Origin of the sequence: Erwinia sp. V71 (assembly GCF_965644245.1) — a bacterium.
Taxonomy (GTDB): Bacteria; Pseudomonadota; Gammaproteobacteria; order Enterobacterales; family Enterobacteriaceae; genus Erwinia.
Genome location: NZ_CBFFRK010000066.1, coordinates 1 through 24,709, shown reverse-complemented (window position 1 = coordinate 24,709; position 24,709 = coordinate 1). Strand labels below are relative to the sequence as shown.

At 54.9% G+C, this 24,709-nt stretch carries 19 protein-coding genes; 8 read left to right on the top strand and 11 right to left on the bottom strand.

Annotated features, from left to right (window positions below):
* Positions 1–308: 308 nt before the first annotated feature.
* From ACSZO1_RS14155 to znuC, 3 genes are all read right to left on the bottom strand, one after another.
* The gene (locus ACSZO1_RS14155; protein ID WP_437613603.1) at positions 309–1,157 is read right to left on the bottom strand and encodes a pentapeptide repeat-containing protein; all 849 of its coding nucleotides are present in this window, start codon (positions 1,155–1,157) and stop codon (positions 309–311) included.
* Positions 1,158–1,336: 179 nt separating this feature from the next.
* Entirely contained in the window at positions 1,337–2,122 is a 786-nt protein-coding gene (gene znuB / locus ACSZO1_RS14150) for a zinc ABC transporter permease subunit ZnuB (protein ID WP_437613601.1), read from the bottom strand.
* Positions 2,119–2,874 (bottom strand): zinc ABC transporter ATP-binding protein ZnuC, encoded by a 756-nt coding sequence (znuC, locus tag ACSZO1_RS14145; RefSeq protein WP_437613599.1) that lies wholly within the window; start codon positions 2,872–2,874, stop codon positions 2,119–2,121. Before znuC ends, znuB begins: the two co-directional genes overlap by 4 nt.
* Before the next feature lie 78 nt (positions 2,875–2,952).
* Between znuC and znuA the strand changes: the two genes are divergently transcribed.
* The 3 genes from znuA to lpxM all read left to right on the top strand — a co-directional run bounded on the left by znuA (position 2,953) and on the right by lpxM (position 6,392).
* Entirely contained in the window at positions 2,953–3,900 is a 948-nt protein-coding gene (gene znuA, locus ACSZO1_RS14140; protein ID WP_437613597.1) for a zinc ABC transporter substrate-binding protein ZnuA, read from the top strand.
* A gap of 14 nt (positions 3,901–3,914) precedes the next feature.
* On the top strand, positions 3,915–5,255 hold the full coding sequence (gene mepM, locus ACSZO1_RS14135; protein WP_437613595.1) for a murein DD-endopeptidase MepM: 1,341 nt from the start codon (positions 3,915–3,917) through the stop codon (positions 5,253–5,255).
* A gap of 159 nt (positions 5,256–5,414) precedes the next feature.
* A complete protein-coding gene (gene lpxM, locus ACSZO1_RS14130; RefSeq protein ID WP_437613593.1) occupies positions 5,415–6,392 on the top strand; it encodes a lauroyl-Kdo(2)-lipid IV(A) myristoyltransferase in 978 nt (325 codons plus the stop codon).
* Positions 6,393–6,511: 119 nt separating this feature from the next.
* Here lpxM and ACSZO1_RS14125 read toward each other — a convergent pair whose 3' ends face one another.
* The 6 genes from ACSZO1_RS14125 to ACSZO1_RS14100 all read right to left on the bottom strand — a co-directional run bounded on the left by ACSZO1_RS14125 (position 6,512) and on the right by ACSZO1_RS14100 (position 16,000).
* Complete coding sequence (locus tag ACSZO1_RS14125) at positions 6,512–7,744, bottom strand: MFS transporter (protein ID WP_437613591.1); 1,233 nt, start codon at positions 7,742–7,744, stop codon at positions 6,512–6,514.
* A 112-nt stretch (positions 7,745–7,856) separates the two neighbouring features.
* Entirely contained in the window at positions 7,857–10,220 is a 2,364-nt protein-coding gene (locus ACSZO1_RS14120) for a GNAT family N-acetyltransferase (protein WP_437613589.1), read from the bottom strand.
* Entirely contained in the window at positions 10,210–11,514 is a 1,305-nt protein-coding gene (locus ACSZO1_RS14115; RefSeq protein WP_437613587.1) for a lysine N(6)-hydroxylase/L-ornithine N(5)-oxygenase family protein, read from the bottom strand. The genes ACSZO1_RS14120 and ACSZO1_RS14115 overlap by 11 nt, the downstream gene beginning before the upstream one ends.
* Before the next feature lie 10 nt (positions 11,515–11,524).
* Entirely contained in the window at positions 11,525–13,078 is a 1,554-nt protein-coding gene (locus ACSZO1_RS14110; RefSeq protein ID WP_437613585.1) for a pyridoxal phosphate-dependent decarboxylase family protein, read from the bottom strand.
* Between the two features lie 482 nt (positions 13,079–13,560).
* On the bottom strand, positions 13,561–15,003 hold the full coding sequence (pyk, locus tag ACSZO1_RS14105; RefSeq protein WP_437613583.1) for a pyruvate kinase: 1,443 nt from the start codon (positions 15,001–15,003) through the stop codon (positions 13,561–13,563).
* 127 nt (positions 15,004–15,130) lie between these two features.
* A complete protein-coding gene (locus ACSZO1_RS14100; protein ID WP_437613581.1) occupies positions 15,131–16,000 on the bottom strand; it encodes a MurR/RpiR family transcriptional regulator in 870 nt (289 codons plus the stop codon).
* A gap of 386 nt (positions 16,001–16,386) precedes the next feature.
* On the opposite strand from ACSZO1_RS14100, the gene zwf reads away from it, so the two are divergent.
* Together zwf and ACSZO1_RS14090 are read left to right on the top strand one after the other, a co-directional pair.
* Positions 16,387–17,862 (top strand): glucose-6-phosphate dehydrogenase, encoded by a 1,476-nt coding sequence (zwf, locus tag ACSZO1_RS14095; RefSeq protein WP_437613580.1) that lies wholly within the window; start codon positions 16,387–16,389, stop codon positions 17,860–17,862.
* A 214-nt stretch (positions 17,863–18,076) separates the two neighbouring features.
* A complete protein-coding gene (locus tag ACSZO1_RS14090; protein ID WP_437613578.1) occupies positions 18,077–18,715 on the top strand; it encodes a bifunctional 4-hydroxy-2-oxoglutarate aldolase/2-dehydro-3-deoxy-phosphogluconate aldolase in 639 nt (212 codons plus the stop codon).
* Between the two features lie 200 nt (positions 18,716–18,915).
* Here the strand turns inward: ACSZO1_RS14090 and purT are convergent, their stop codons facing one another.
* A complete protein-coding gene (gene purT / locus ACSZO1_RS14085; RefSeq protein WP_437613576.1) occupies positions 18,916–20,094 on the bottom strand; it encodes a formate-dependent phosphoribosylglycinamide formyltransferase in 1,179 nt (392 codons plus the stop codon).
* Between the two features lie 137 nt (positions 20,095–20,231).
* Here purT and ACSZO1_RS14080 point away from each other — a divergent pair, with 137 nt between their 5' ends.
* The 3 genes from ACSZO1_RS14080 (at position 20,232) to ACSZO1_RS14070 (ending at position 23,522) form a co-directional block, all read left to right on the top strand.
* Complete coding sequence (locus tag ACSZO1_RS14080; protein ID WP_437613574.1) at positions 20,232–20,555, top strand: YebG family protein; 324 nt, start codon at positions 20,232–20,234, stop codon at positions 20,553–20,555.
* Between the two features lie 118 nt (positions 20,556–20,673).
* Complete coding sequence (locus tag ACSZO1_RS14075) at positions 20,674–21,330, top strand: tellurite resistance TerB family protein (protein ID WP_437613572.1); 657 nt, start codon at positions 20,674–20,676, stop codon at positions 21,328–21,330.
* A gap of 128 nt (positions 21,331–21,458) precedes the next feature.
* Positions 21,459–23,522 carry a prolyl oligopeptidase family serine peptidase gene (locus ACSZO1_RS14070; protein WP_437613570.1) on the top strand — a complete coding sequence of 688 codons (2,064 nt, stop codon included), beginning with the start codon at positions 21,459–21,461 and terminating at the stop codon, positions 23,520–23,522.
* 37 nt (positions 23,523–23,559) lie between these two features.
* Here the strand turns inward: ACSZO1_RS14070 and ACSZO1_RS14065 are convergent, their stop codons facing one another.
* The gene (locus tag ACSZO1_RS14065; RefSeq protein ID WP_437613568.1) at positions 23,560–24,657 is read right to left on the bottom strand and encodes a hypothetical protein; all 1,098 of its coding nucleotides are present in this window, start codon (positions 24,655–24,657) and stop codon (positions 23,560–23,562) included.
* Between the last annotated feature and the right edge of the window lie 52 nt (positions 24,658–24,709).

Here is a 24,709-nt window from a genome sequence, read left to right as displayed (position 1 = left end):
GCTTGCAGGCGGCGTTCTTGGCGGCCTGATTTACCGTTTTCTCCTGCAAAGCAGGGACTGACATAAAAACAGTAAGTGACTTAAAAGAATGCCCTGCCAGAAAGCGGGGCATTTTTATTTTAAAATACCAGCTCATGGCGGATAAACAATGTCATGAAGTGCGAATACCTGACTGAAACACCGGGATATTCAATCACCGCCAGGGTAATGATATGTAGTTGTGGTTTTAAACCTGAATTTTAAGGTGTTTTTTCCCATCAGAAAGTACGGAATAGTAAGTCCGTACGGTTCTGAGTTGCTGCATATTGCTATTTTAAGTCAATATACGGTATGTATGAGACGCTTACGAATAAATGACATCGTTCCATTATCGCCAGACGCAGATTGCAGTTAAAGAAGCGGCATCTCGTTAGCCTGCTACTACTCAGATTGCATTGGGTAAATGTACACAGCGTCATCTTGCAGTCAGTGAATGTGGCATTCAGACTGGCGCCATCGAACTGGCAGTTAAGGAAATGGACATTTTCCAGGGACATCTCCAGCTGTCCGAAATCCAGGTTACGCAAGTCGAGACCGGCCAGCTCCAGTGTGACACCGGGCAGGCGATACTCCAGTACGCGATCCAGCACCGTTATTTTTCTTTGCAACTCAGTTTCCCGCTGTTCAGCACTCAGTGTTTCCGCAATCGGGGCGCGCAGCAAATCAAGAGGACCAGCAAAATCCCGGACAACATGCTGCGAGACTTTTTGTCCCGTGCGGGGATAAGTTGCTGCTTTGAGGTAAGAGGGGGAACGTGCAGATTTTGTCTCTGCGGACCGTTGATATGTGAACGCTGCCATGTACGGAAAACTGGTGCTGCGCATCTGGCGTGGCGTTTCAGACGGGCTGCGGGTGGGCTGTAACTCTCTTGCCACTTGCCCGGGCACAGCCGAAAACAGAAGCTGCTCACGGATATACGGGATCTCCTGCCTGGAGGTGCTGGCAAGGGTAAAATGAGACTGAGTGATGTTGCCGGCAGGTAGTGGGGCGATGGGCGTTAAGTTGTCCCTCACATTACTGGCCTGTATCAGGTTGTGCGACATAGCTGCGGTAAGGGTGAGAGGCGTTGCTGATGTGGAATGGAATAAGGTGATGGTATTGTCTGTAACTCCGTCCATTGGCACTCCTTGTCTGACACGATTGCATGCAGACTGGCATATTCACCAGCGGAGATTTTACAGAATTCGCCAGTTCAGCAGGGCACCAACGGTGCAGGGGAGTCAGAAAGGGCAGAGAATGGAAATCATCACTGCAGTGAACCCCTGCGCAGGTCTGTCGCAGGGGAACTGAACGGTCATCAGACGGACGGGCGTTTCACCATACTCAGCACAAACATCAGTGCTGCGCATAATACTACCGAAGGACCGGCGGGGGTGTCGTAGCCCGCAGAGAACGCCAGCCCACCCGTGACCGCCAGCGCGCCCGTCGCCACGGCGATCAGCGCCATCTGTTCCGGAGAACGGGAGAAGCGACGGGCAGTGGCGGCCGGGATAATCAGCAGCGAGGTGATGATTAGTGCGCCGACAAACTTCATCGCCACGCCGATGGTCAGCGCGGTGACCAGCATTAACAGCAGTTTGGTGCGCTGGATATTGACGCCATCTACCTGCGCCATCTCCGGACTGATGGTGATCGACAGCAATGCGCGCCACTGCCAGGCCAGGATCGCCAGCACCAACGCCACACCGGCCGCGATGACCATCAGATCGGCAGGCGTCACCGAGAGCAGATCGCCAAACAGATAGGCCATTAAATCGACGCGCACGTTTGCCATCAGACTGACCACGACCAGACCCAGCGACAGCGCACTGTGTGCCATGATGCCGAGCAGAGTATCAATCGCCAGCTGCGGACGGCGTTCCAGCCATACCAGCCCCAGCGACATCAGCAGGGTGACGGCAATCACCGCATAAAACGGATTCACGTTCAGCAGCAGACCAAAGGCGACGCCCAGTAATGAAGCGTGCGCCAGCGTGTCGCCGAAATAGGACATGCGCCGCCAGACGACAAACGAGCCCAGCGGTCCCGCGGCCAGTGCCAGCAGGATGCCGCCCAGCCAGCCGGGAAGTAATAATTCAATCATGACGGCCCCTGTCCTCTGCGCAGAATAATTCGTCCCTGAAGATCGTGGCGGTGATTATGATGGTGGCGATAGATCGCCAGCTGTTCCGCGCCACGCGGGCCAAACATCGAGATAAATTCCGGATCTTGCGCGACCACTTCAGGTGTGCCGGAACAGCATATATGCTGATTCAGACACAGCACTTCATCGGTTTTCGCCATCACCAGATGCAGGTCGTGCGACACCATCAGCACGCCGCAATTCAGTTCGCGCCGCAGCTGGTCAATCAGATCATACAGCGCCACCTGACCGTTAACATCCACGCCCTGGGTTGGCTCGTCCAGCACCAGCAGTTGCGGCTGGTTCAGCAGAGCACGCGCCAGCAGTACGCGCTGGGTTTCGCCGCCGGACAGTTTTTGCAGTGGATAATCGAGGAGGTGACCCGCCTGCACACGTTTCAGTGCGGGCAGGATATCCGCACGTTTAACGCCCGGGCGCAGACGCATAAAACGATCAACCGTCAGCGGCAGGGTGCTGTCGAGATGCAGTTTTTGTGGCACATAGCCAATCCGTAAATCCGCCGGGGGTGTCAGTTTACCACCAGCAGGCTGGACAAGTCCCAGCACCACCCGCACCAGGGTGGATTTGCCTGCGCCGTTAGGGCCAAGCAGAGTCAGAATACGGCCGGGCTGCAGTTTCAGTGAGACGTCAGACAGCACACGGCGCTGACCGAACGTCACAGAAATGTTTTCCAGCGTGATAAGTGATGACATGGTTAATTACAGCTTGCAGAAGAATTCGGATGTTATAATATCACGTTCCATCAGCGAGTCACGACGGATTGACGCATTATGTTACATAAAAAAAATCGTTTTTTTTCAGCCCTGATCGCCCTGGGCATGAGCAGTGCACTGACTGCACCTGCCTCCGCCGCGGTAGTGGCTTCCATTAAACCGCTTGGCTTTATTGCCGCCGCGATTGCCGATGGTGTGACCCCGGTGGAAGTGCTGCTGCCGGATGGCGCATCCGAGCATGATTATGCCCTGCGTCCATCTGATGTAAAACGCTTACAGGGCGCGGATTTAGTGGTGTGGATTGGCCCGGAAATGGAAGCGTTTTTAAGCAAATCTGCTGCCAGCCTGCCCGTGCAAAAGAACCTCGAACTGGCGGATTTAGCCACGGTGAAACCGCTGCTGATTCGCGGTGGCGAAGAGGATGAGCATGAGGAAGAGGGCCACGAACACCACGGTGAAGAGGCCGATGAACATCACCATCATGGCGAATATAACATGCACTTGTGGCTGTCGCCTGAGATAGCGCGCCTGTCAGCGGTTGCAATCCACGATAAATTATTGGAACTTATGCCGCAAAGCAGAGACAAACTAGACGCGAACCTGCGACAATTTGCCGCAAGTCTGGAAAAATCGAACCAGCAGATTGGTTCCGAGCTGGCGCCGGTGAAAGGGAAGGGATATTTCGTTTTTCATGATGCTTACAGCTACTTTGAAAAACACTACGGGTTGTCGCCTTTAGGGCATTTTACCGTGAACCCGGAAATTCAGCCTGGTGCGCAGCGTTTACATCAAATACGAACAGAGCTGGTTGAGCAGAAAGCCGTCTGCGTTTTCGCTGAACCACAATTCAGGCCGGCCGTCATCGATGCCGTTGCCCGCGGAACCGCTGTGCGAAAAGGCACCTTAGATCCGCTGGGAATGGGTATCAGCTTAACGAAAGACAGCTATGTGACATTCCTCTCACAGTTGTCGAGCCAGTATGTGAGCTGCCTGAAAGGAGCATAGAGGAAAAGTAAATAGTGCAGCAGATAGCCCGCGCTGTCGCCCTGGCGTTCAATAATCTACCGCGTCCCCACCGTGTTATGCTGGGGTCGCTGACTGTCGTGACTCTGGCCGTTGCTGTCTGGCGGCCTTACGTCTATCACCCCAGTGAAAGCCCCATTACCCGTTCAATTGATATCGAACTGGAGAAAGCGCCGCCACCTGCATCAACCACGACGTTGACGCCGGAAGCCAGTGAGCCGCTTGACCAGCCGACGCCTGCGCCGGAAGCGGATATCCCGCAAGATGAAATTGATGAAGATGTGCCGGAAGCCGCGGGAACCCATGAATATGTGGTTTCAGATGGTGACACGCTAAGCAGCATCCTCAATCAGTATGGCATCGAGATGGGCGATATCAGCCAGCTGGTGAGAGAAGATAAAGATCTGCGTAACCTGAAAATTGGTCAGCAGCTCTCCTGGACCTTAACCGAAGACGGGCAGCTGCAACGTCTGACCTGGGAGATGTCACGCCGCGAAACCCGTACTTACGATCGCAACGAAAACGGCTTTAAAGCCAGCACTGCGTTGCAGCAGGGTGAGTGGCAGAACAGCGTGCTGCGCGGTGAACTGGACGGCAGCTTTGCCGTCAGTGCCCGTCGTGCCGGGCTGACCAGTGGCGAAGCCAGTGCAGTGATCAAAGCGCTGCAGTGGCAGATGGATTTCCGTAAGCTGAAGAAAGGCGACCAGTTCTCGGTGCTGATGTCACGCGAAATGCTGGATGGCAAAAGCGCGCAGAGTGAGCTGGTCGGTGTGCGTCTGCGCAGCGGCGGCAAAGATTACTACGCGATTCGCGCCGAAGACGGCAAATTCTATGACCGCAGTGGTTCCGGTCTGGCGCGCGGCTTTATGCGCTTCCCGACGGTGAAACAGTACCGCGTCTCCTCCAACTTTAACCCGCGCCGTCTTAACCCGGTGACAGGTCGCATTGCGCCGCATAAAGGGGTGGATTTTGCCATGCCGCTGGGTACGCCAGTGCTGGCCGTCGGCGACGGCGAAGTGGTGGTGGCAAAACGTGATGGCGCAGCGGGCAACTACGTGGCGATCCGCCATGGTCGCCAGTATATGACGCGTTATATGCACCTGAAAAAACTGCTGGTGAAACCGGGTGAGAAAGTTAAACGCGGTGACCGTATTGCGCTGTCCGGCAATACCGGCCGTTCTACCGGTCCACACCTGCATTATGAAATCTGGATTAATAATCAGGCGGTGAACCCGGTCAATGCCAAGCTGCCACGCAGTGAAGGGCTGGCAGGCAAAGAGCGCAAAGATTATCTGGCGCAGGTGCGGGAAATCACGCCACAGCTTAAATTTAACTAAGCTGACCCAAAAAAACCGATCGGGAAACCGGTCGGTTTTTTGTTATCTGTCTGATCTTCCTCTCCTTGCCATGAGGACATTTTCCTCATGTTGCTGCACAATGATTGCAAATTTAGCCGTCATCACTATCATTAGCCGGTTATTGTTTGAGGCGAGTGCATGGAAAACAGCAAAAAAAGTCAGAACGAATTTATCCCCGTCTTTAAGAAGGCCTTCCTTAAACCGAAATATTGGGGTGCCTGGTTAGCCATTGGTGCCTGCGCCGGTATGGCCTGGCTACCTGCGTCGGTACGCGATCCGATCCTCGGCGCGCTGGGGCGTACCGCCGGGAAATATGCCCGTAGCGCGCGTCGTCGTGCGCAGATCAACCTGTTTTACTGTATGCCTGAACTGTCTGAAGCGCAGCGTGAGGCAATTATTGATGATATGTTCGCGGTTGCGCCACAGTCGATGGTAATGATGGCCGAACTGGCAATGCGTAAATCCGTCCACCACAGCCAGCGTATTGAGTGGCATGGTAAAGAGATTGTCGATGAGCTGCGTGCCAGTGAGCAGAATGTGATTTTCCTGGTGCCGCACGGCTGGGCGATAGATATCCCGGCGATGCTGATGGCGGCAGAAGGCAAGCAGATTGCTGCGATGTTCCATAACCAGCGCAATGAAGTGATGGACTATATGTGGAACGCGGTACGTCGTCGATTTGGCGGCCGTCTGCACCCGCGTAATGACGGTATCAAGCCGTTTATCAGCTCCGTTCGTCAGGGCTACTGGGGCTACTATCTGCCAGATGAGGACCACGGCCCGGAGCAGAGTGAGTTTGTTGATTTCTTTGCCACCTATAAAGCGACGTTGCCTGCGCTGGGACGGCTGATGAAAGTGTGTCGTGCGCGCGTGGTGCCGCTATTCCCGGTGTATGATAACAAAACACATAAACTGCATATCCTGATCCGTCCGCCAATGGACGACCTGCTGGATGCGGATGATGTGACGCTGGCGCGGCGGATGAATGAAGAAGTGGAACACTTTATCCGGCCAAATCCGGAGCAATATACCTGGATTCTGAAGCTGCTGAAGACGCGCAAAGAAGGGGAGAAAGAACCTTACGAGCGCGACGATTTGTATCGCCGTAATAAATAGGTTAATCCGATCCTCTCTGCGGTGGGATTTGCCGCTTACCTAACCTTCCCCCATTTTATCGGGGAAGGTTAGGATGGGGGAGGGAACTGTGCCCCCCAGCATGGCAGGATAGAGAAAAGTTACAGCGCCTCTACCTTAACCCGCCGTTTGCGCTCACGCAGAAACAGCACCACCATCAGCAACCACAAGCCACCGCAGACCAGATTCACCAGGCTGAACAGCTGATTCCCGCCAGCGAAATAGGCATACTTCGCCAGCTCAATTCCCGCGGCAAACACCGCAATACTGATCATCCCTAACATAGCCGCCACGCTGCCTTTACCGCCATCGCTGGAGAACAGTGTCAGGCGATACAACGCCGCATTCACCAGTCCGGCGCCAAAGGCATAAATACTCAGTCCGGCGATCAGCCACAGATAGCTGTGGTTATCCAGCAGAGTGCTGATCATCGCCAGCAGCAGACCGAGCAGAATCGGCCACGCGCCGAGCCGCAGCGGCTGCTCCAGTGGCAGACGTCCTGCCAGCTTACCGAGCGTTACATTACCGGCGATCATCGCCAGAAAGACCGGCAGCTGCAGCCAGGCATAGGCCATACGGCTCAGCCCGGCATCATGGATCAGAATCACCGGAGACAGCGCCACCCACGCCAGCACCGGCATAATCACCAGTCCCAGCGCCAGTGAGCCACACATCACCTGGCGATCGCGCGCCAGTGCCCAATAGCTTTTGCCCATTGACGGCAGTGAAATGGAAACATTTCGATCGCCTGCTGTTTCCGGCATGCTGCGCCACAGGCCGATCAGCGCGATAAATGTCAGAACAGCAAACAGATAAAACATATTGCGCCAGCCGCTGAAGCCGAGAAACGCGGCACCCGCCAGCGGGCCGAGGATCGGCGCCAGTGTGGCGACATTGGCCATCAGCGCAGTAATGCGCACACTCAGCGTTTCATCAAACGCTTCCTGCACCGCGGCATAGCCGACCGCGCCGATAAAGCACAGACTGGTGCCCTGCAAAAAGCGCAACGCGACAAACTGTTCAATGCTCTGCACCCAGTGCATCAGCAGGCAGGAGAAAAGGAAGAACACCACACCGGCCAGGATCACCGGGCGACGACCATACTTATCCGACAGCGGCCCCAGCAGCCACTGCAGCACAATCCCGCCAATCAGATAACCGGTCAGCGAGGCGGACACCCATTCCGGCCCAACCTGAAACTCTTCAGTGACCAGCAGCATGCCGGGCTGGATCATATCGTGAGCGATATAGGTGGCAAATTCGAACAACACCAGCGCAAGAGGGAAAATCAGGTGACGCAGGGTCAGGGAAGACACAGGGGTATACGACGCCATCCAGGCTCCTTATTCCAGAAACGTAAAAACGCGACCGCCAGTGCGGTCGCGCTTCGCAATAATCCATCACCAATAATACGATTTGATGAAGGCTAATTATACCCGTGAAAGCTCAGGATTTATCAGCAAAAGCGGCAATCGGATTGATCAGTGTACCGGCAAATTTCAGGTTTTCCGCCGGATCAGACAGGTTGATCATCTGCTGATTATTCGCCAGCTGCAGACGATTCAGACAGGAGCGATCGAACTCTGCCATAAACAGATCGTAACGGGCGAATTTGGCGGCCAGTTGCGGATGTGCCTGCTGATACTCTTTCACGCAATCCGCCACACTACGCCAGAATACCGCTTCCGGCAGCGTGCCGCTGTCGTGCAGAATAGCGCTGATAAAACGGAAAATACAGTCAAATACATCGGTGAAAATTGACAGTAATTTCAGATGCTCCGGCACATCCACCGCCAGGCGCTGGGCTTTTTCCGGCAATACCGCATCCGGGTTCAGCACGGCGATCTCCTCGCCGATATCCTTCATATATGCGCTGACCGGCACATTGTTTTCCAGCAGCAGGATCAGGTTTTCACCGTGTGGCATAAACACCAGATCATGCTGGTAGAAGCAGTGCAGCAGCGGGCTGAGATAGCAACGCAGATACTGGCTAATCCACTGTTCGGCGCTGATACCGGAAGAGGCGATCAACGCAGGCAGCAGCGCCTGCTGCTGGTAGTCGATATGCAGCAGCGATGCCATGGTCATCAGCCGCTGATTGGGCTGCAGGCGGGCCACCGGATTATCGCGCCACAGGGCAGCGAACATCTTTTTATAGGCGGAGTCGCCGCTGATCGCCTGCTCGTAGTAACGGTTGTGATAGCCAATTGCCGCCACTTCACGCAGGATGCGGAAACCGCATTGTTGCAGCCAGTCGTCATGCTGTACCAGGCCTTCCAGCCACTGGTTTACCGCCGGAGTGGTCGCCATATAGTACGGTGACAGGCCACGCATAAAGCCCATGTTCAGCACTGACAGCGCGGTTTTCACGTAGTGCTTGTTGGGCTGGCTGCGGTTAAAGAAGGTACGGATCGACTGCTGGGCCTGATACTGATCGTCGCCGGTGCCGAGATAAATGATATCGCGCGCAGCGATATCCGGCGCAAACACCGTCAGCAGTTTGTTATGCCACTGCCATGGATGCACCGGCATAAACAGATAGTCCGCCCGATTGACACCCAGCTGATCAAGACGTGCATTAAACGTGGCGACAGTGTTGTCACCGAGTTCATCACGCATCAGCTGTTCATAGCTGAGCTGATCAAGGCTGGCGAAATGGGCGTTACGCAGGTGTACCGCCACCCACACCAGATTAACCGGTGTCGCGGCTTCCGGTGCATACGCCAGATAATCACGCGCATCGAAACCGATACGGCCATTGTTGGCAACAAAGCACGGGTGGCCTTCGGTCATTGCCGCTTCCACGGTCTGGAAATCGGCACGTGTCAGCGTCGCGCTGTCGGGGACGTTGTTCTGCAGTTTAAATACACTGCCGCACAGCGTACTGGTGATCTCTTCCATATAGGTTGCCAGCATGTTGGCCGGAATGCCGATCTGCTGGTGGAATTCGACGATAAACTTCAGCGCATCCAGCGCCAGTGGTTCACCATTCTGGTGTTTCATAATGGAATCGGCACGCACAGACCAGTGATCCAGCGCCAGTCGTGCAGCACTGAACTGATACTCGGCTTCGCTACCCGGCACCGCCAGGCGGTAACGCTCATTGCCCAGTGGTTGTGGGTCGATCAGTTTTTCATGGGCGAATTCAGCCAGCGCTTTACGGACCAGCAGTCGGTTGGCCTGTGCCCAGTTATCACCAGCAAGATGGTTGCCGCTCAGCAGCATAGAAGAGTCAGTCATGGTCAATGTTTCCTGCAATAAAGCTTTCTGATAATCATCGCGCTGGCAGAACGCCAGCCATGCGGTTTTATGGCCCATATCAATCGTGTGCTGGTAACGGAAACCCGCACGCTTATTCAGCCGGTGAATTTTGTGATTACGCTCATCGGGTTCCACCACCACGCGGCCAACCTGCGGCTGGCTGAACATGTAGTCCATCACCGTGCTGAACACCTGCCAGCTGAACTGGCGCTGTGGCTGTTCTGCTGGCGCCAGCAGAATATGCATGCCGTAGTCGTCATCACGTGCCGGGTAGAACTTGCCAACCTGATCCTTCTGCGCTTTGTAGAACTCCATCAGAAACACTGGCTGCTGATTACAACAGCCGATCAGCGCTGCCTGTGGGTTATCACGCGTCAGATCACGATAAAAACTGGCGACCTGATCATACGAATCCTGCTGCATCCCCCAGAAACGGGCATACTCCTGGGTCACCCAGCGGTAGATTAGCGGTGCGTCTTCCGCCAGCATCGGGCGTAAGGTGAATTCCCCTGCCGGACGCGTGCAGCGGAACAGCGTGCTATCGCTCACGAGCCACCTCCGTTTGTGCCGGGAAGGTCTGGAAGGCGATACGCTGTTCAATCGGGTAGATCTCGCGTCCGGCGATCTCACGGATGATCACGGAATTGCGGTAGCAGGCCATGCCCAGATCCGGGGTGACGAAACCGTGGGTATGCAGCTCAGCATTCTGTACAAACACCTGGTTATGCTGGTCGACGCTGTAGTTACGTTGTACGTCGTAGCGGCCTTTTTCATCCCAGCGCAGGCGCTCGCTGATACCTTCGATAAACATCGGTGCGCGATACTGATAACCCGTCGCCATCACAATGCCTTCGCTGCGGCGGGTGTAGTGCTGGTCCTGCTCCTGCTGGTGCAGCGACAGCTCAAATTCACCGTCCGGCAGCCAGCGCAGTGCGGTCAGTTCAGAATGGGTGAACAGGTTGACGTTCAGATCGCCATCCAGCTGTTTGACATACAGCAGATCGAAGATGTCATTAATCAGGCTGCTGTTGATGCCCTTATACAGATTCTTCTGCTCTGCATTCAGTTGATCACGCTTACTGGCGGGCAGGGCATGGAAGTAGTCGATCCACTCCGGCGACGTCATCTCCAGCGTCAGCTTGGTGTACTCCAGCGGGTAGAAGCGCGGCGCACGGGTGATCCAGTTCAGCTGGTAGTGATGCTGATCGATATCACTCAGCAGATCGTAGAAAATCTCTGCGGCACTCTGACCACTGCCCAGCACGGTGATCGCGTTTTTCTGCTGCAGGGCAGACTTGTCCGCCAGATAGTCGCTGGAGTGTGTCAGGCGCTGCTGATGCGGACGGCTGCACGGCGGTAGCCAGGCGCTCGGGCCGGTGCCAAGCACCAGTTTGCGCGTCAGCCACTCGCGGGTTTCACCGCTGCGGGTGTCACTGCTGCGCACGCGATAGCACTGCAGCGTCTCATCGTAGCTGACGTAGTCCACGCGCGTGTTCCAGTGCAGGTTATTCAGCTGGCTGCTTGCCCACTGGCAATACTGGTTGTACTCCTTGCGCATCAGGAAGAAGTCTTCACGGATATAGAAGCGATATAACTTGCCGGTCTGCTTCATGTAGTTCAGCAGACTAAAGCGGCTGGTCGGGTCCGCCAGTGTCACCAGATCAGCCATAAATGGCGTCTGCAGATGAGCGCTCTCCAGCATCATCCCGGTATGCCAGTCAAAACCGGGGTTCTGATCGAGGAAGACACCGTTAATCTCTTCCAGCGGTTCGGTCAGGCAGGCCAGGCCGAGGTTAAACGGGCCAATACCGATAGCGATAAAGTCATAAACAGGATTGTTCATCAGTGATCCCTCATTGATTAGCCGCATTCAGGCCCTGACTTCGCGCCAGTTCATGACCGTAGTGGGCGATCAGGGCGATAATGTCTTCCAGGTCCGCTTTGGTGGAGGCAGGATTGAGCAGGGTAAATTTCAGATACTGACGGCCAGCCACTTTGGTGCCGGCGATCACTGCGTTGCCGGAGCGGAACAGTGCCTTACGGATCTGCGCATTGATCTCATCGACCCGCGCATCACTCAGCCCGGGACGCGGGATGAAGCGGAAAATCTGCGTGGTCAGTTCCGGCTGATGCAGAACCTCGATAGCCGGGTGCGCAGTCAGCAACTGATGCGCGGTGCGTGTCAGATCAATCAGTCTATCGAACGCATCGCCCAGCGCCTGCGGCCCCATAATGCGCAGCGTCAGCCACATTTTCAGTGCATCAAAGCGGCGGGTGGTCTGAATGCTTTTATTCACCAGATTCGGCGTGCCTTCCTGCTGCGCGCTGAGCGGGTTCAGGTAGTCGGCATGGACCGTGACATGGCTCAGATGCTGGCGATCACGCACAAAGAACGCGCCACAGCTGACGGTCTGGAAGAAGGATTTGTGGTAGTCGACGGTGACAGAATCCGCCTGCTCAATGCCTTTCAGGCGCTGACGATGCTGTGGTGATACCAGCAGTCCGCAGCCGTAAGCGGCATCGACATGCATCCACAGGCCGTAATGCTGGCAGATTGCCGCTACCGAGGTCAGCGGATCAATGCTGCCGAAATCGGTGGTGCCGCTGGTGGCGACCACGGCAATCGGAATCAGCCCCTGCTGCTGGCAGCGCTGGATTTCCTGCTCCAGCTGGCTGGCGTCCATGCGGTAGTGTTCATCATGATCCACCGCGATCACGGCGTCATAACCGAGTCCTAGAATCGCCGTCGATTTCTGAATACTGAAGTGGCTCAGTTTCGAGGTAAAGATACGCCATTTGCTCGCTTCCGGCGGTAATCCCTGCTGCTTGATCAGGTGACCCGGACGCTGACGTGCGCACCAGCTGTCGCGCGCCAGCAGCATCGCCATCAGATTCGACTGCGTGCCGCCGCTGGTGAAGATACCGTCGGCGCTGGCAGGCAGGCCGATGCGGCCGATCGTCCAGTCGATCACTTTCTGCTCGATCAGCGTGCCGCCAGCACTCTGATCCCAGGTATCGACAGAACTGTTGACTGCGCTCATCACCTGCTCAGCCAGCAGTGAAGGCAGAACCACCGGACAGTTCAGGTGGGCAATATACTTGGGATGATGGAAATACACTGCATCACGCAGATACAGCTGTGACAGCTCATCCAGCGCGGCCTGATCATCGTGCAGTGGCGCATCAAGATCGACAGCATGGAAAGCTGGCGCCAGCTCATGGGGGAGAATACCGCTAAAAGGTTTTTTGACCTGCTGGATGGTGTTGTTGATCAGTTTCAGCGCTCTGAGCGTTTGTTGCGCATAAGCATCAAGCTGCGCTGCGTTGAACAGCTGTTCATTTGCCGCGCTGTCCTGCGGCTGTTGCGGCTGTGTGGCGGCGCGTGCTGTTGGTGAACCAAAGACCATACTCTGTACCTTTTTTGGACGTAAGAAACCTCTGCCGTCATAGCGAGCAATGACAGCGGTAACCCTGCGATATTGATGGATATTAGTTAAGGTTATATAACTAATTAATAAAGATGCATGTTTTCAGTCAGGCAAAAAACTCAGTGTTATTTGCCTTAACAGCAGATTAAACCCCCATTTAATGCGGTTAATAGGTTTTTTGTGACGATAAAGTTAATAATTGTAATGCGGATGAGATTATAAATAGTAATCATTACCATTCAATAAGTTTATTCTCACAACCAATAGATAAGTCTTACTTATGTTGTATTTGTGATGCAGATCACATTTTATGGCGGGCAGGCACGACGTTAGCCGGGAGTATTAACCGGATACAGGATGCTGGGATCAGTGAATTAACCGCAGGGAAAGAGGGAGCGGTGATCGCGAAGGGACTGCAGGAGGAAAACTCCGGGCACAGATCGCCCGGAGTGGGGAGAAGCTTAGTCGACGCGCAGAACGCGTGTGGTGTTAGTGGTGCCCGTGGTGGCCATCACATCACCCTGGGTGACGATCACCAGGTCACCAGAGACCAGGAACCCTTTGTCACGCAGCAGGTTGATCGCATCATGTGCGGCGGCTACGCCATCATTGTCGCTGTCAAAGTACACCGGCGTCACACCACGGTACATCGCGGTGAGGTTCAGGGTGCGCTCATGGCGTGACATGGCGAAAATCGGCAGGCCGGAGGTGATACGTGATGTCATCAGCGGCGTGCGGCCAGATTCGGTCATGGTAATGATTGCCGTAACACCCTGCAGGTGGTTAGCGGTATACATTGCCGACATCGCAATCGCTTCTTCGACGTTATCAAACTGCACTTCCAGGCGGTGTTTAGAGACGTTGATGCTTGGGATCTTCTCAGCACCGAGGCACACTTTCGCCATGGCTGAGACGGTTTCCGCCGGGTACTGACCCGCTGCGGTTTCCGCGGACAGCATCACCGCATCGGTGCCATCCAGCACGGCGTTTGCCACGTCCATCACTTCAGCACGGGTTGGCATCGGATTGGTGATCATCGATTCCATCATCTGCGTTGCCGTGATCACCGCACGGTTCAGCTGACGGGCGCGACGAATCAGCGCTTTCTGGATACCGACCAGTTCAGGATCGCCAATTTCGACACCCAGGTCACCACGTGCCACCATCACCACATCAGAGGCGAGGATGATATCGTCCATCGCTTCCTGGGTCGCGACCGCTTCTGCACGCTCCACTTTAGAGACGATTTTCGCTTCGCTGCCGGCTTCGCGCGCCAGACGACGTGCATAGTTCAGATCTTCGCCGTTGCGCGGGAAGGAGACGGCCAGATAGTCGACATTAATTTTGGCTGCCGTCAGAATATCGGCTTTATCTTTCTCGGTCAGCGCTTCAGCTGACAGGCCGCCGCCCAGCTTGTTGATGCCTTTATTGTTAGACAGTGGACCGCCAACGGTCACTTCGGTAAAGACTTTAGATGCCTGTACTTCCAGCACTTTCAGCTGCACGCGACCATCATCCAGCAGCAGGATATCGCCAGGCACCACGTCTTCCGGCAGGCCTTTATAGTCGATACCCACTTTCTCTTTATCGCCTTCACCTTTGCTCAGGTTGGCGTCGAGTAAGAAGCGGTCACCCTGATTGAGGAAAACTTTGCCTTCTTTGAAGGTCGATACACGGATTTTTGGTCCCTGCAGATCGCCGAGGATCGCCACATGGCGTCCCAGTTTAGCCGCGATTTCACGGACTTTATCCGCGCGCAGCTGGTGATCTTCCGGTGTGCCGTGCGAGAAGTTAAGACGCACAACGTTGGCGCCCGCGGCGATGATTTTTTCGAGATTATTATCGCGATCGGTTGCCGGGCCCAAAGTGGTTACGATCTTGGTTCTTCTGAGACGTCTTGACATGTAGGACTCCGTTAACTTTTAACTTGGTGTTGCAATAGCAATCACAGGATATTCTTATGCCACTTTTATAACATTTATATAACAAGGCGAGAATGCTCAGACCGGATTAATTTCCGCTGTCACGCGGTCAGCGTGAAAAAAAAATGGGCCTGGCGTCTTTATCTAAACGCGATTCTTTCAAACCTTCTTTGACGCGCTTCAGGTTATCTCTGAATTTTGGCCCGCGGCGTAAAGTAAAACCGGTTGCCAGCACATCAATCAGGGTTAACTGCGCCAGGCGTGAGACCATGGGCATGTAGATATCGGTATCTTCCGGCACATCGAGCGTCAGCGCCAGCGTGGCTTCCTGCGCCAGCGGCGAGCCCGGTGAGGTGATTGCCAGCACGGTGGCATCATTTTCCCGTGCAAGATGCGCCAGTTCGACTAAATTTTTGGTGCGACCGGTGTGGGAAATCAGCACCATGACATCACCTTCCGCACTGTTCATGCAACTCATGCGTTGCATCACAATATCATCGGAATAGATGACAGGCACATTGAAGCGAAAAAATTTATTCATCGCGTCGTGGGCCACGGCGGCCGAGGCACCCAGTCCAAAGAAGGCGATTTTTTTGGCCTGGGTCAGCAGATCGACGGCGCGATTAACCGCGCTGATATCCAGCTGCTGACGCACCTGGTCGAGACCGGCCATGGCCGATTCGAAAATTTTACCGGTGTAAGAGTCGGCGCTATCGTTTTCATCGACATTACGGCTGACATAAGGGGTGCCGGTCGCCAGACTTTGCGCCAGCTGCAGTTTAAAGTCAGGAAAGCCTTTGGTTTCCAGACGATGACAGAAGCGGTTGACGGTTGGCTCGCTGACCCCGGCGGCGCGCGCCAGCAGGGCGATACTGGAGTGCATCGCCGTTTGCGGTGCGGCCAGAATCACCTCGGCGACTTTACGTTCGGATTTGCTCAGGAGCTCAAGGTAAGCGTGGATTTTTTCCAGCATATTCATAGCGTGAGGCCACTCATCAATTCTGACGATTTCATTCACAGGAGAAATCGATGTCATTTTGTAGAGAATATACAATGCCATAACGCGTGACGGGCAGAGGCGTCCAGCGAGATTCGGCGCTTTTTTGCCAGAGTTTGAACTGTGTCTGATTTTCAGTTGCGTAAAACGGTAACAGAAAAGTTGAAAAATTACGCACAAACGGACACGGGCAGGTGGAATAACTACCGTTAAATAGCACGCGGGCAAATACATTGCCCTGACAGGGGTCGCGCTGGTTTACGCGCACCAGCCAAAAGAAGTACATTGTATTGAAAGAAAATTACAATAAGAGTCTGACTGATTACGGAATCCGCAGGTCAGATTCATCCTGCAACGAGGAGATAAAAATGGCGGTAACACAAACAGCTCAGGCGTGCGATCTGGTGATTTTCGGTGCCAAAGGTGATCTTGCACGTCGGAAACTGTTGCCTTCCCTGTACCAGTTGGAAAAAGCCGGACAGATTCATGAAGAGTCACGCATTATTGGCGTGGGTCGTGCAGACTGGGATAAAGCGGCTTACACCAAAGTGGTACGTGAGGCGCTGGAAACCTTCATGAAAGAGAAAATCGATGAAGCGCTGTGGGATAAGCTCAGCAGCCGTCTCGATTTCTGCAACCTCGACGTCAATGACACCACTCAGTTCCCGAAACTGGGTAAGATGCTGGATCAGAAAAAACGCGTCACCATTAACTATTTCGCGATGCCGCCAGGCACCTTCGGTGCGATCTGTAAAGGTCTCGGCGCGGCGAAGCTGAACGCCAAACCGGCACGTGTGGTAATGGAAAAACCACTGGGCACTTCACTGGAAACATCCCGTGAGATTAATGACCAGGTCGGTGAATTCTTCGAAGAATCCCAGGTGTTCCGTATTGACCACTATCTGGGTAAAGAGACGGTGCTGAACCTGCTGGCGCTGCGCTTTGCCAACTCACTGTTTGCCTCTAACTGGGATAACCGCACCATCGATCACGTGCAGATCACCGTGGCGGAAGAAGTGGGTATCGAAGGCCGCTGGGGTTACTTTGACCAGGCCGGTCAGATGCGCGATATGATCCAGAACCACCTGCTGCAGATCCTGACCATGATCGCCATGTCACCACCGGCTGATCTGACGGCTGACCGCATTCGCGACGAAAAAGTGAAAGTATTGCGCTCACTGCGCCGTATTGATCACACCAACGTGCGTGAGAAAACAGTACGTGGTCAGTATACCGCGGGTTTTGTGCAGGGCAAAAAAGTGCCAGGTTATCTGGAAGAAGAGGGCGCGAACAAAGCCAGTAATACTGAATCCTTTGTCGCTATCCGTGTTGATATCGACGACTGGCGCTGGGCGGGTGTGCCGTTCTACCTGCGTACCGGCAAACGTCTGCCATCAAAATGTTCAGAAGTCGTGGTTTACTTCAAGAACCCGGCGCTGAATCTGTTTAAAGATTCCTGGAAAGAGCTGCCGCAGAACAAGCTGACCATTCGTCTGCAGCCAGACGAAGGCGTGGATATCGAGATCCTGAACAAAGTGCCGGGTCTGGATCACAAACACAACCTGCAGACCACCAAACTGGACCTGAGCTTCTCGGAAACCTTCAACCAGTCGCATCTGGCGGATGCCTACGAGCGTCTGCTGCTGGAGACCATGCGCGGTATCCAGGCGCTGTTTGTACGCCGTGATGAAGTGGAAGAAGCCTGGAAGTGGGTGGACTCCATCATGGAAGCCTGGGCTGCGGATAAAGAAGCACCGAAGCCGTATCAGGCCGGTACCTGGGGGCCTGTCGCGTCAGTAGCGATGATCACCCGTGATGGCCGTTCCTGGAACGAATTCGAGTAATCAGTCGCTGAATAATCAAAACCCGCACTCTGCGGGTTTTTTTCGCCCCTATAAAAATGAACCACAGTTTTAAAAATTGCGCTAACGCATGGACGGCGTGGAAGCAGATCATGTATGGTAGATCCGCTATCACATTCCTGACGCCGGATAAGCGTCGCTTTCGCCTGCTGCCGTCAGCGTGACCCGCAGCGGGCCTGACGGGGGATAAAGACTGATGAAGAACTGGAAAACGAGTGCTGAACAGATTTTGACGACCGGGCCTGTGGTGCCGGTGATTGTGGTCAATAAGCTGGAGCATGCGGTTCCAATGGCGAAGGCGCTGGTGGCGGGCGGGGTGCGCGTGCTGGAAGTGACGCTGCGTACGCCGGTGGCGATGGATGCACTGCGCGCGATGATCAGAGAAGTGCCGGACGCGATTGTCGGTGCCGGGACGGTGATCAACACTCAGCAACTGCACGAAGTGACGGAAGCGGGCGCGAAATTTGCTATCAGCCCGGGGCTGACCGAGCCATTATTAAAAGCGGCAACCGCAGGTTCAATCCCGTTAATTCCCGGTATCAGCACCGTGTCTGAACTGATGCTGGGGATGGACTACGGCCTCAAAGAGTTTAAATTCTTCCCGGCGGAAGCTAACGGTGGCGTAAAAGCGCTGCAGGCGATTGGCGGACCATTCCCGCAGGTGCGTTTCTGCCCGACGGGCGGCATTTCGCCGGCGAACTATCGTGATTATCTGGCGCTGAAAAGCGTGCTCTGTATCGGCGGTTCATGGCTGGTGCCAAATGATGCGCTGGAAGCTGGGGACTGGGGACGGATTACTCAGCTGGCGCGTGACGCGGTGGCAGGGGCGAGATAATCTCTATTTCTTCTCCCTCATAGCAGGGGCATGATTCTCCCTCCCCCTTAGAATGGGGGAGGGCAGGAGAGGGGGAACCAACGACTCAGCATCTTGGCCGTTGGCTCCCCCATCCCAGCCTTCCCCCGCTTGCGGGGGAAGGAGCAGAACGGCGCGAATGGTGACCCCATTGCATATATGGCGGAAGGAGTCACTCGGCGTTAACCGCTAACCTTCACCCCACCGGCACAGGCAATCGCACGCTCAACCGCCTGCTCAACCGTCTCCGCCGTTGCCAGTGCCACACCCAGACGGCGCTGACCGCGAATTTCCGGCTTACCAAACAGACGCAGTTGCAGACCGGCACCCAACACCGCAGGGACGCCGCTAAACTGCACATTGTCACTGTCCAGCTGTGGCAGGATCACGGCTGACGCTGCCGGGCCATACTGGCGAATGCCGCCAACCGGCAGGCCGAGGAAGGCGCGCACATGCAGGGCGAATTCCGACAGATCCTGAGAAATCAGCGTTACCATACCGGTATCGTGCGGGCGAGGTGACACTTCGCTGAACACCACGTCATCGCCGCAGACAAACAGCTCAACGCCAAACAGACCATGACCGCCCAGCGCACTGACCACTTTCTGCGCGATGTCCTGCGCACGTTGCAGCGCCAGATCGCTCATCTGCTGTGGCTGCCAGGATTCACGGTAGTCACCATCTTCCTGACGGTGGCCGATTGGCGCACAGAAGTGAATGCCATCAATGGCGCTGATGGTCAGCAGGGTTATCTCAAAATCAAATTTCACCACACCTTCCACGATGACGCGTCCGGCGCCCGCGCGGCCACCCTGTTGTGCGTACTCCCAGGCGTGATCCAGCTGCGCTGCATCACGGATAAAGCTCTGACCTTTACCGGAAGAACTCATCACTGGCTTGACGATGCACGGGAAACCAATTTCCTCTGCGGCCTGCAGGAAGGCTTCTTTGCTGTCAGCGAAACGGTAGGTAGAGGTTGGCAGCGCCAGCTCTTCCGCGGCCAGACGACGAATCCCTTCACGGTTCATGGTCAGACGTGCGGCACGGGCCGTTGGCACCACGCGCTGGCCCTGTTTTTCCAGCTCAATCAGCATATCGGTGGCAATCGCTTCGATTTCCGGCACGATATAATCAGGACGCTCTTGCGCAACCAGCGCTTTCAGCGCTTCGCCATCCAGCATATTGATCACATGGCTGCGGTGTGCCACATGCATGGCCGGGGCATCGGCATAGCGGTCAACGGCAATTACTTCTACGCCTAAACGCTGGCATTCAATCGCCACTTCTTTGCCCAGTTCACCTGAACCTAACAGCATTACACGGGTTGCGGCAGGGCGCAGCGCGGTTCCAAGAGTCGTCATAATAGCTACCTGAATGGATGATAAAATCGCGCGCAGTATAAACGAAAACGTTTGCGCGGGCATCTGCTTTGCCCGCTTGCCGGGAAAAAAAATGGCTGATATACTGGATATAAATACAGTTAAACGAGGCTGAGATCATGGCTGTTGAAGTAAAATACGTCGTAGTGAGAAAAGGTGAGGAAAAGATGACCTTTGTCAGCAAAAAAGATGCGGATGCTTACGATAAGCTGCTGGATATGGCTGAAGTCTTTTCCGACTGGCTGGGCGCCAGCCAGATTGGCCTGGAAGAGGAACAGCTGGAAGCGCTGGGCATGTATCTGGCAGAAAACAAAGACAGCGTGCAGCATATTCTGCGCACCAGCAAAATGCCGCAGGCTGAAGCTGAATCCGCTGCCAGCAGCGCAAGCGAAGCGGGCGGGCAGGATGATGCCAAACCTGTGCGTGCAGTGAAGGTTGCCTGATCATCTCCCGACAGGCGACTGCCGGTCGCCTGTTATTTTCCCGTCTTTTCTTCCGCTTACGCTTCTTGACGTCCATTGTTCTACTCTGAATTCCATTCTGAGTGGTAAAGGAAATGAGATGAACAACTGGCTGCAGCAAATTCAATCCGTATTAGGCAACAGTAAAAGCCATGGCAAAAGCAGTGGGGAAGGCCTCAGCAAAATGCTGGCGCCGGGTGCACTGGGTGGTCTAGCGGGCTTACTGATTGCCAGCAAATCATCACGTAACCTGCTGGCCAAATATGGCAAAAATGCGCTGATTATCGGCGGCAGCGCCGCGGCAGGCGCGGTGCTGTGGAACAAATACAAGCAGCGCGTCAGCGAATCTCACCAGAACGAACCGCAGTTTGGCCACAGTGAAACCCCGGTGGATGCGCGTGCTGCGCGTCTGATTACTGCCCTGGTGTTCGCGGCGAAAAGTGACGGCCATATTGATCAGCAGGAGCGCCAGGCGATTGAGCAGAATGTGCATCAGCTGGGAGTCGGTGCGCAGGGCGAAAAACTGATCCAGCAGGCCATCGACCAGCCGCTCGACCCGCAGCTGCTGGCGCGGGATATCCGCAATGAAGAAGAGGCGCTGGAACTCTACTTTCTCAGCAACGCCGTGATTGATGTCGACCACTTTATGGAGCGCAGCTATCTGCAGGCGCTGGGCGATGCACTGAAAATCCCGCAGGATGTACGTGACGATATCGCCCGCGATATTCGCGACGAAAAGCAAAAGTTACCCGCCTGATTATCATCCGGGCCGGAAAAAACCGGCCTGGCTATTTTTTTCTGTTGTTTTCTTGTGGTTTACCGCTTGGCAATCATGCGCACAGATGCCACCCTTAACACTATGACTCACAACGGTGTTAATGCGCGATGACCCCACCTAAAGCCAAAAAAATTCCCCACATAATGACCCTGCATGGCGATACGCGTCAGGATGATTACTACTGGTTGCGCGATGATGAGCGTGAAGATACGGCGGTACTCGACTATCTGCACGCGGAAAATGATTACGGCAAGTGGGTGATGGATTCCCAGAAAGCGCTGCAGGACAGCCTGCTGAAAGAGATGATCGACCGTATCCCGCAGCAGGATCACTCCGTGCCGTATGTGAAGAGTGGTTTCCGCTATCAGCGGCGTTATGAGAATGGCAATGAGTACGCCATTTATACCCGCCAGCCCGCCGATACCGCCACGCCGGACGAGTGGGAGATATTGCTCGACGCCAACCAGCGTGCGTCGCACAGTGAATTCTATACCCTGGGCGCACTGGACATCAGTCCTGACAATACCATTATGGCGCTGGCGGAAGATTTCCTCTCGCGGCGGATTTACGGCATTCGCTTCCGCAATCTCAGCACCGGCAAATGGTATCCGGAGGTGCTGGAAGATGTTTCCGCCAGCTTCGCCTGGGCCAATGATTCCCGCACGCTCTACTATGTGCGTAAGAATAAAAAGACGCTGCTGCCGTACCAGGTCTGGCGGCACACGATCGGTGAACCGCAGAGCGCCGACCAGCTGGTGTATGAAGAAGCGGACGACACCTTTTACGTCAGCGTGCATAAAACCACCTCGGAACACTTTATTCTGATTGCGCTTAACAGCACCACTACCAGTGAAGTGCTGCTGCTTGATGCTGAGTTCGCTGAGGCGCAGCCGCAGGTATTCTCTCCGCGCAATAAGGATCATGAATACTCTGTGGATCACTACAACCACCATTTTTATGTTCGTTCGAACCATGAGGGCAAAAACTTTGGTTTGTATCGTACGGATTATGTTGATATTGCGCGCTGGGAAACGGTGATTGCGCCGCGCGACCATATTGTGCTGGAGGATTTCCAGCTGTTCCGTGACTGGCTGGTGGTGGAAGAGCGCCAGCGCGGGCTGACCAGCCTGCGCCATATTGATCAGCGCAGCGGCGAAAGCGTTGGCATCGCCTTTGACGATCCTGCCTATGTTACCTGGCTGTCGTACAATCCCACGCCGGAAACCAGCAAGCTGCGGTATGGTTACTCGTCAATGACCACGCCATCAACGCTGTTTGAACTGGATATGGAAAGCGGCGAGCGGCAGGTACTGAAACAGTCGGAAGTGAAAGGTTTTGACGCCAGCCACTATTGCAGCGAACACCTGTGGATCACCGTGCGTGACGGCGTTGACGTGCCGGTATCGCTGGTATGGCATCGCGATCACTATCAGCCGGGTAAAAATCCGCTGCTGGTTTACGGTTATGGTTCTTACGGCAGCAGCATGGATGCCGATTTTAGCGGCAGCCGCCTGAGCCTGCTCGATCGCGGTTTTGTTTATGCGATTGCCCATATCCGTGGCGGTGGCGAGCTGGGGCAGCAGTGGTATGACGATGGCCGCTTACTGAATAAGCTCAACACCTTTAACGACTTTATTGATGTCACGGAAGCTTTGCTGGCACAGGGTTACGGCAGCAGACAACGCGTTTACGCCATGGGCGGCAGTGCCGGTGGTTTACTGATGGGCGCGGTGATTAACCGTGCGCCACAACTGTTTCACGGCGTGGTGGCACAGGTGCCGTTTGTCGATGTGGTCACGACCATGCTGGATGAGTCGATTCCGCTGACCACCGGTGAATACGATGAGTGGGGCAATCCGGCTGAGGCGGAATATTACCACTACATCAAACAGTACAGCCCTTACGATAATGTGCGTGCGCAGGCGTATCCACACCTGCTGGTGACCACCGGGTTGCATGATTCGCAGGTGCAATACTGGGAACCAGCGAAATGGGTGGCAAAACTGCGTGAACTGAAAACTGACGAGAACTTACTGTTGCTGTGTACCGATATGGATTCCGGGCATGGCGGCAAGTCCGGACGTTTTAAAGCCTATGAAGGCGTGGCGCTGGAGTTCGCGTTTGTGGTCGGGCTGGCGCAGGAGACACTTGGCCCGTCCAGTGCACGGTAACGGGTACATGACACAGCCTGTGGTCACACAGGTTGTGTCAGTAAATTTTCGGGTCAAAGATCACCGTCACTGCACCGCGATAGGTGTCGGGGCGGGTTTGCAACATCGTCTCGACATCACGCTGAGTGACAAGAAAATCAATACTGCCTGTGCGGCTCTGGGCAAATGTTTTTGTCATAAAGATATTGCGGGTTGCATCTCTGCCGGCGAAAAGCCTTCTCTGTACTACTGCCGCACCAGTCGCATTATCCGCAATATTATCCGCTAACGTCAGGCGCGCCTGCACGGCAACCTGCTGCGCCGACTGATCGCTTTTCAACGCGCAGTCCGTCCCGATGCGATGTTCACACTGCAGGTAAACCGTAAACGCCCCTGAGCTGGATAAACTGAACTGACTGCGCCCGGTCAGCTGCGGTGCGATGCGGGTGATCATCCAGCGTTCCCAGCTGGCTTTTCCTTCTTCTTCGCTGCACACCTTTGCGGCAGTACAGGGCCGCAGGGTAACTTGCTGGTCGCTGGCTGAGGCGCTTAATTTCAGCTCGTGATTCACCGACAGCCTGAAAACGAAGTCGATATTACTGTCATTAACGGCAAAATTATCGCCAAAATCGAAGTCGCCACCCGGGCCTGCCCGCAGTCGCAGAGTACCGTTATACTGGCCGGAGGCCATTTTCATCGGGTCCGGGGTCTTCAGCTCATAGCCAATGCTGATGTTATTAATCAGATGAGGTTCGCCGGTTAAGTTAACTCCTGGGATCTTATAGCAGGCAGCATTACTTTCCGGCCACTTCCACATAAACTGATACGCGGTCGCATTGTAGTAACCGATGCCAGAATAGGCGCAGGGGCTGGGGGCATAGACGAACGATCCACCCCGCCAGTTGCTATGCTGTTGCAGCGTCCAGCTGGTTCGGGTGTTGTATCTGGCAGCAAAGGCTGACACCCTGACCTGAACGGTAGCCGACTGGCCCTCCTGGTTGATCACCTGCAAACTGCGCCAGGTGCCGGGGATCTTAAAGTACATGCTTTTGCGCGGTTCGGCGTCTGCGCTAAATCCGGCAGCGGATAACGACGCCGTGAGGCCGATATTGACGCTGAAAGTTTTATTGGCGGCGGATTCAAGTTCGAAGTGCAACGCTAAGCCGCCTGTCTTAACTCTGCAAAGACCACTGAAGGCTGCCGGAACC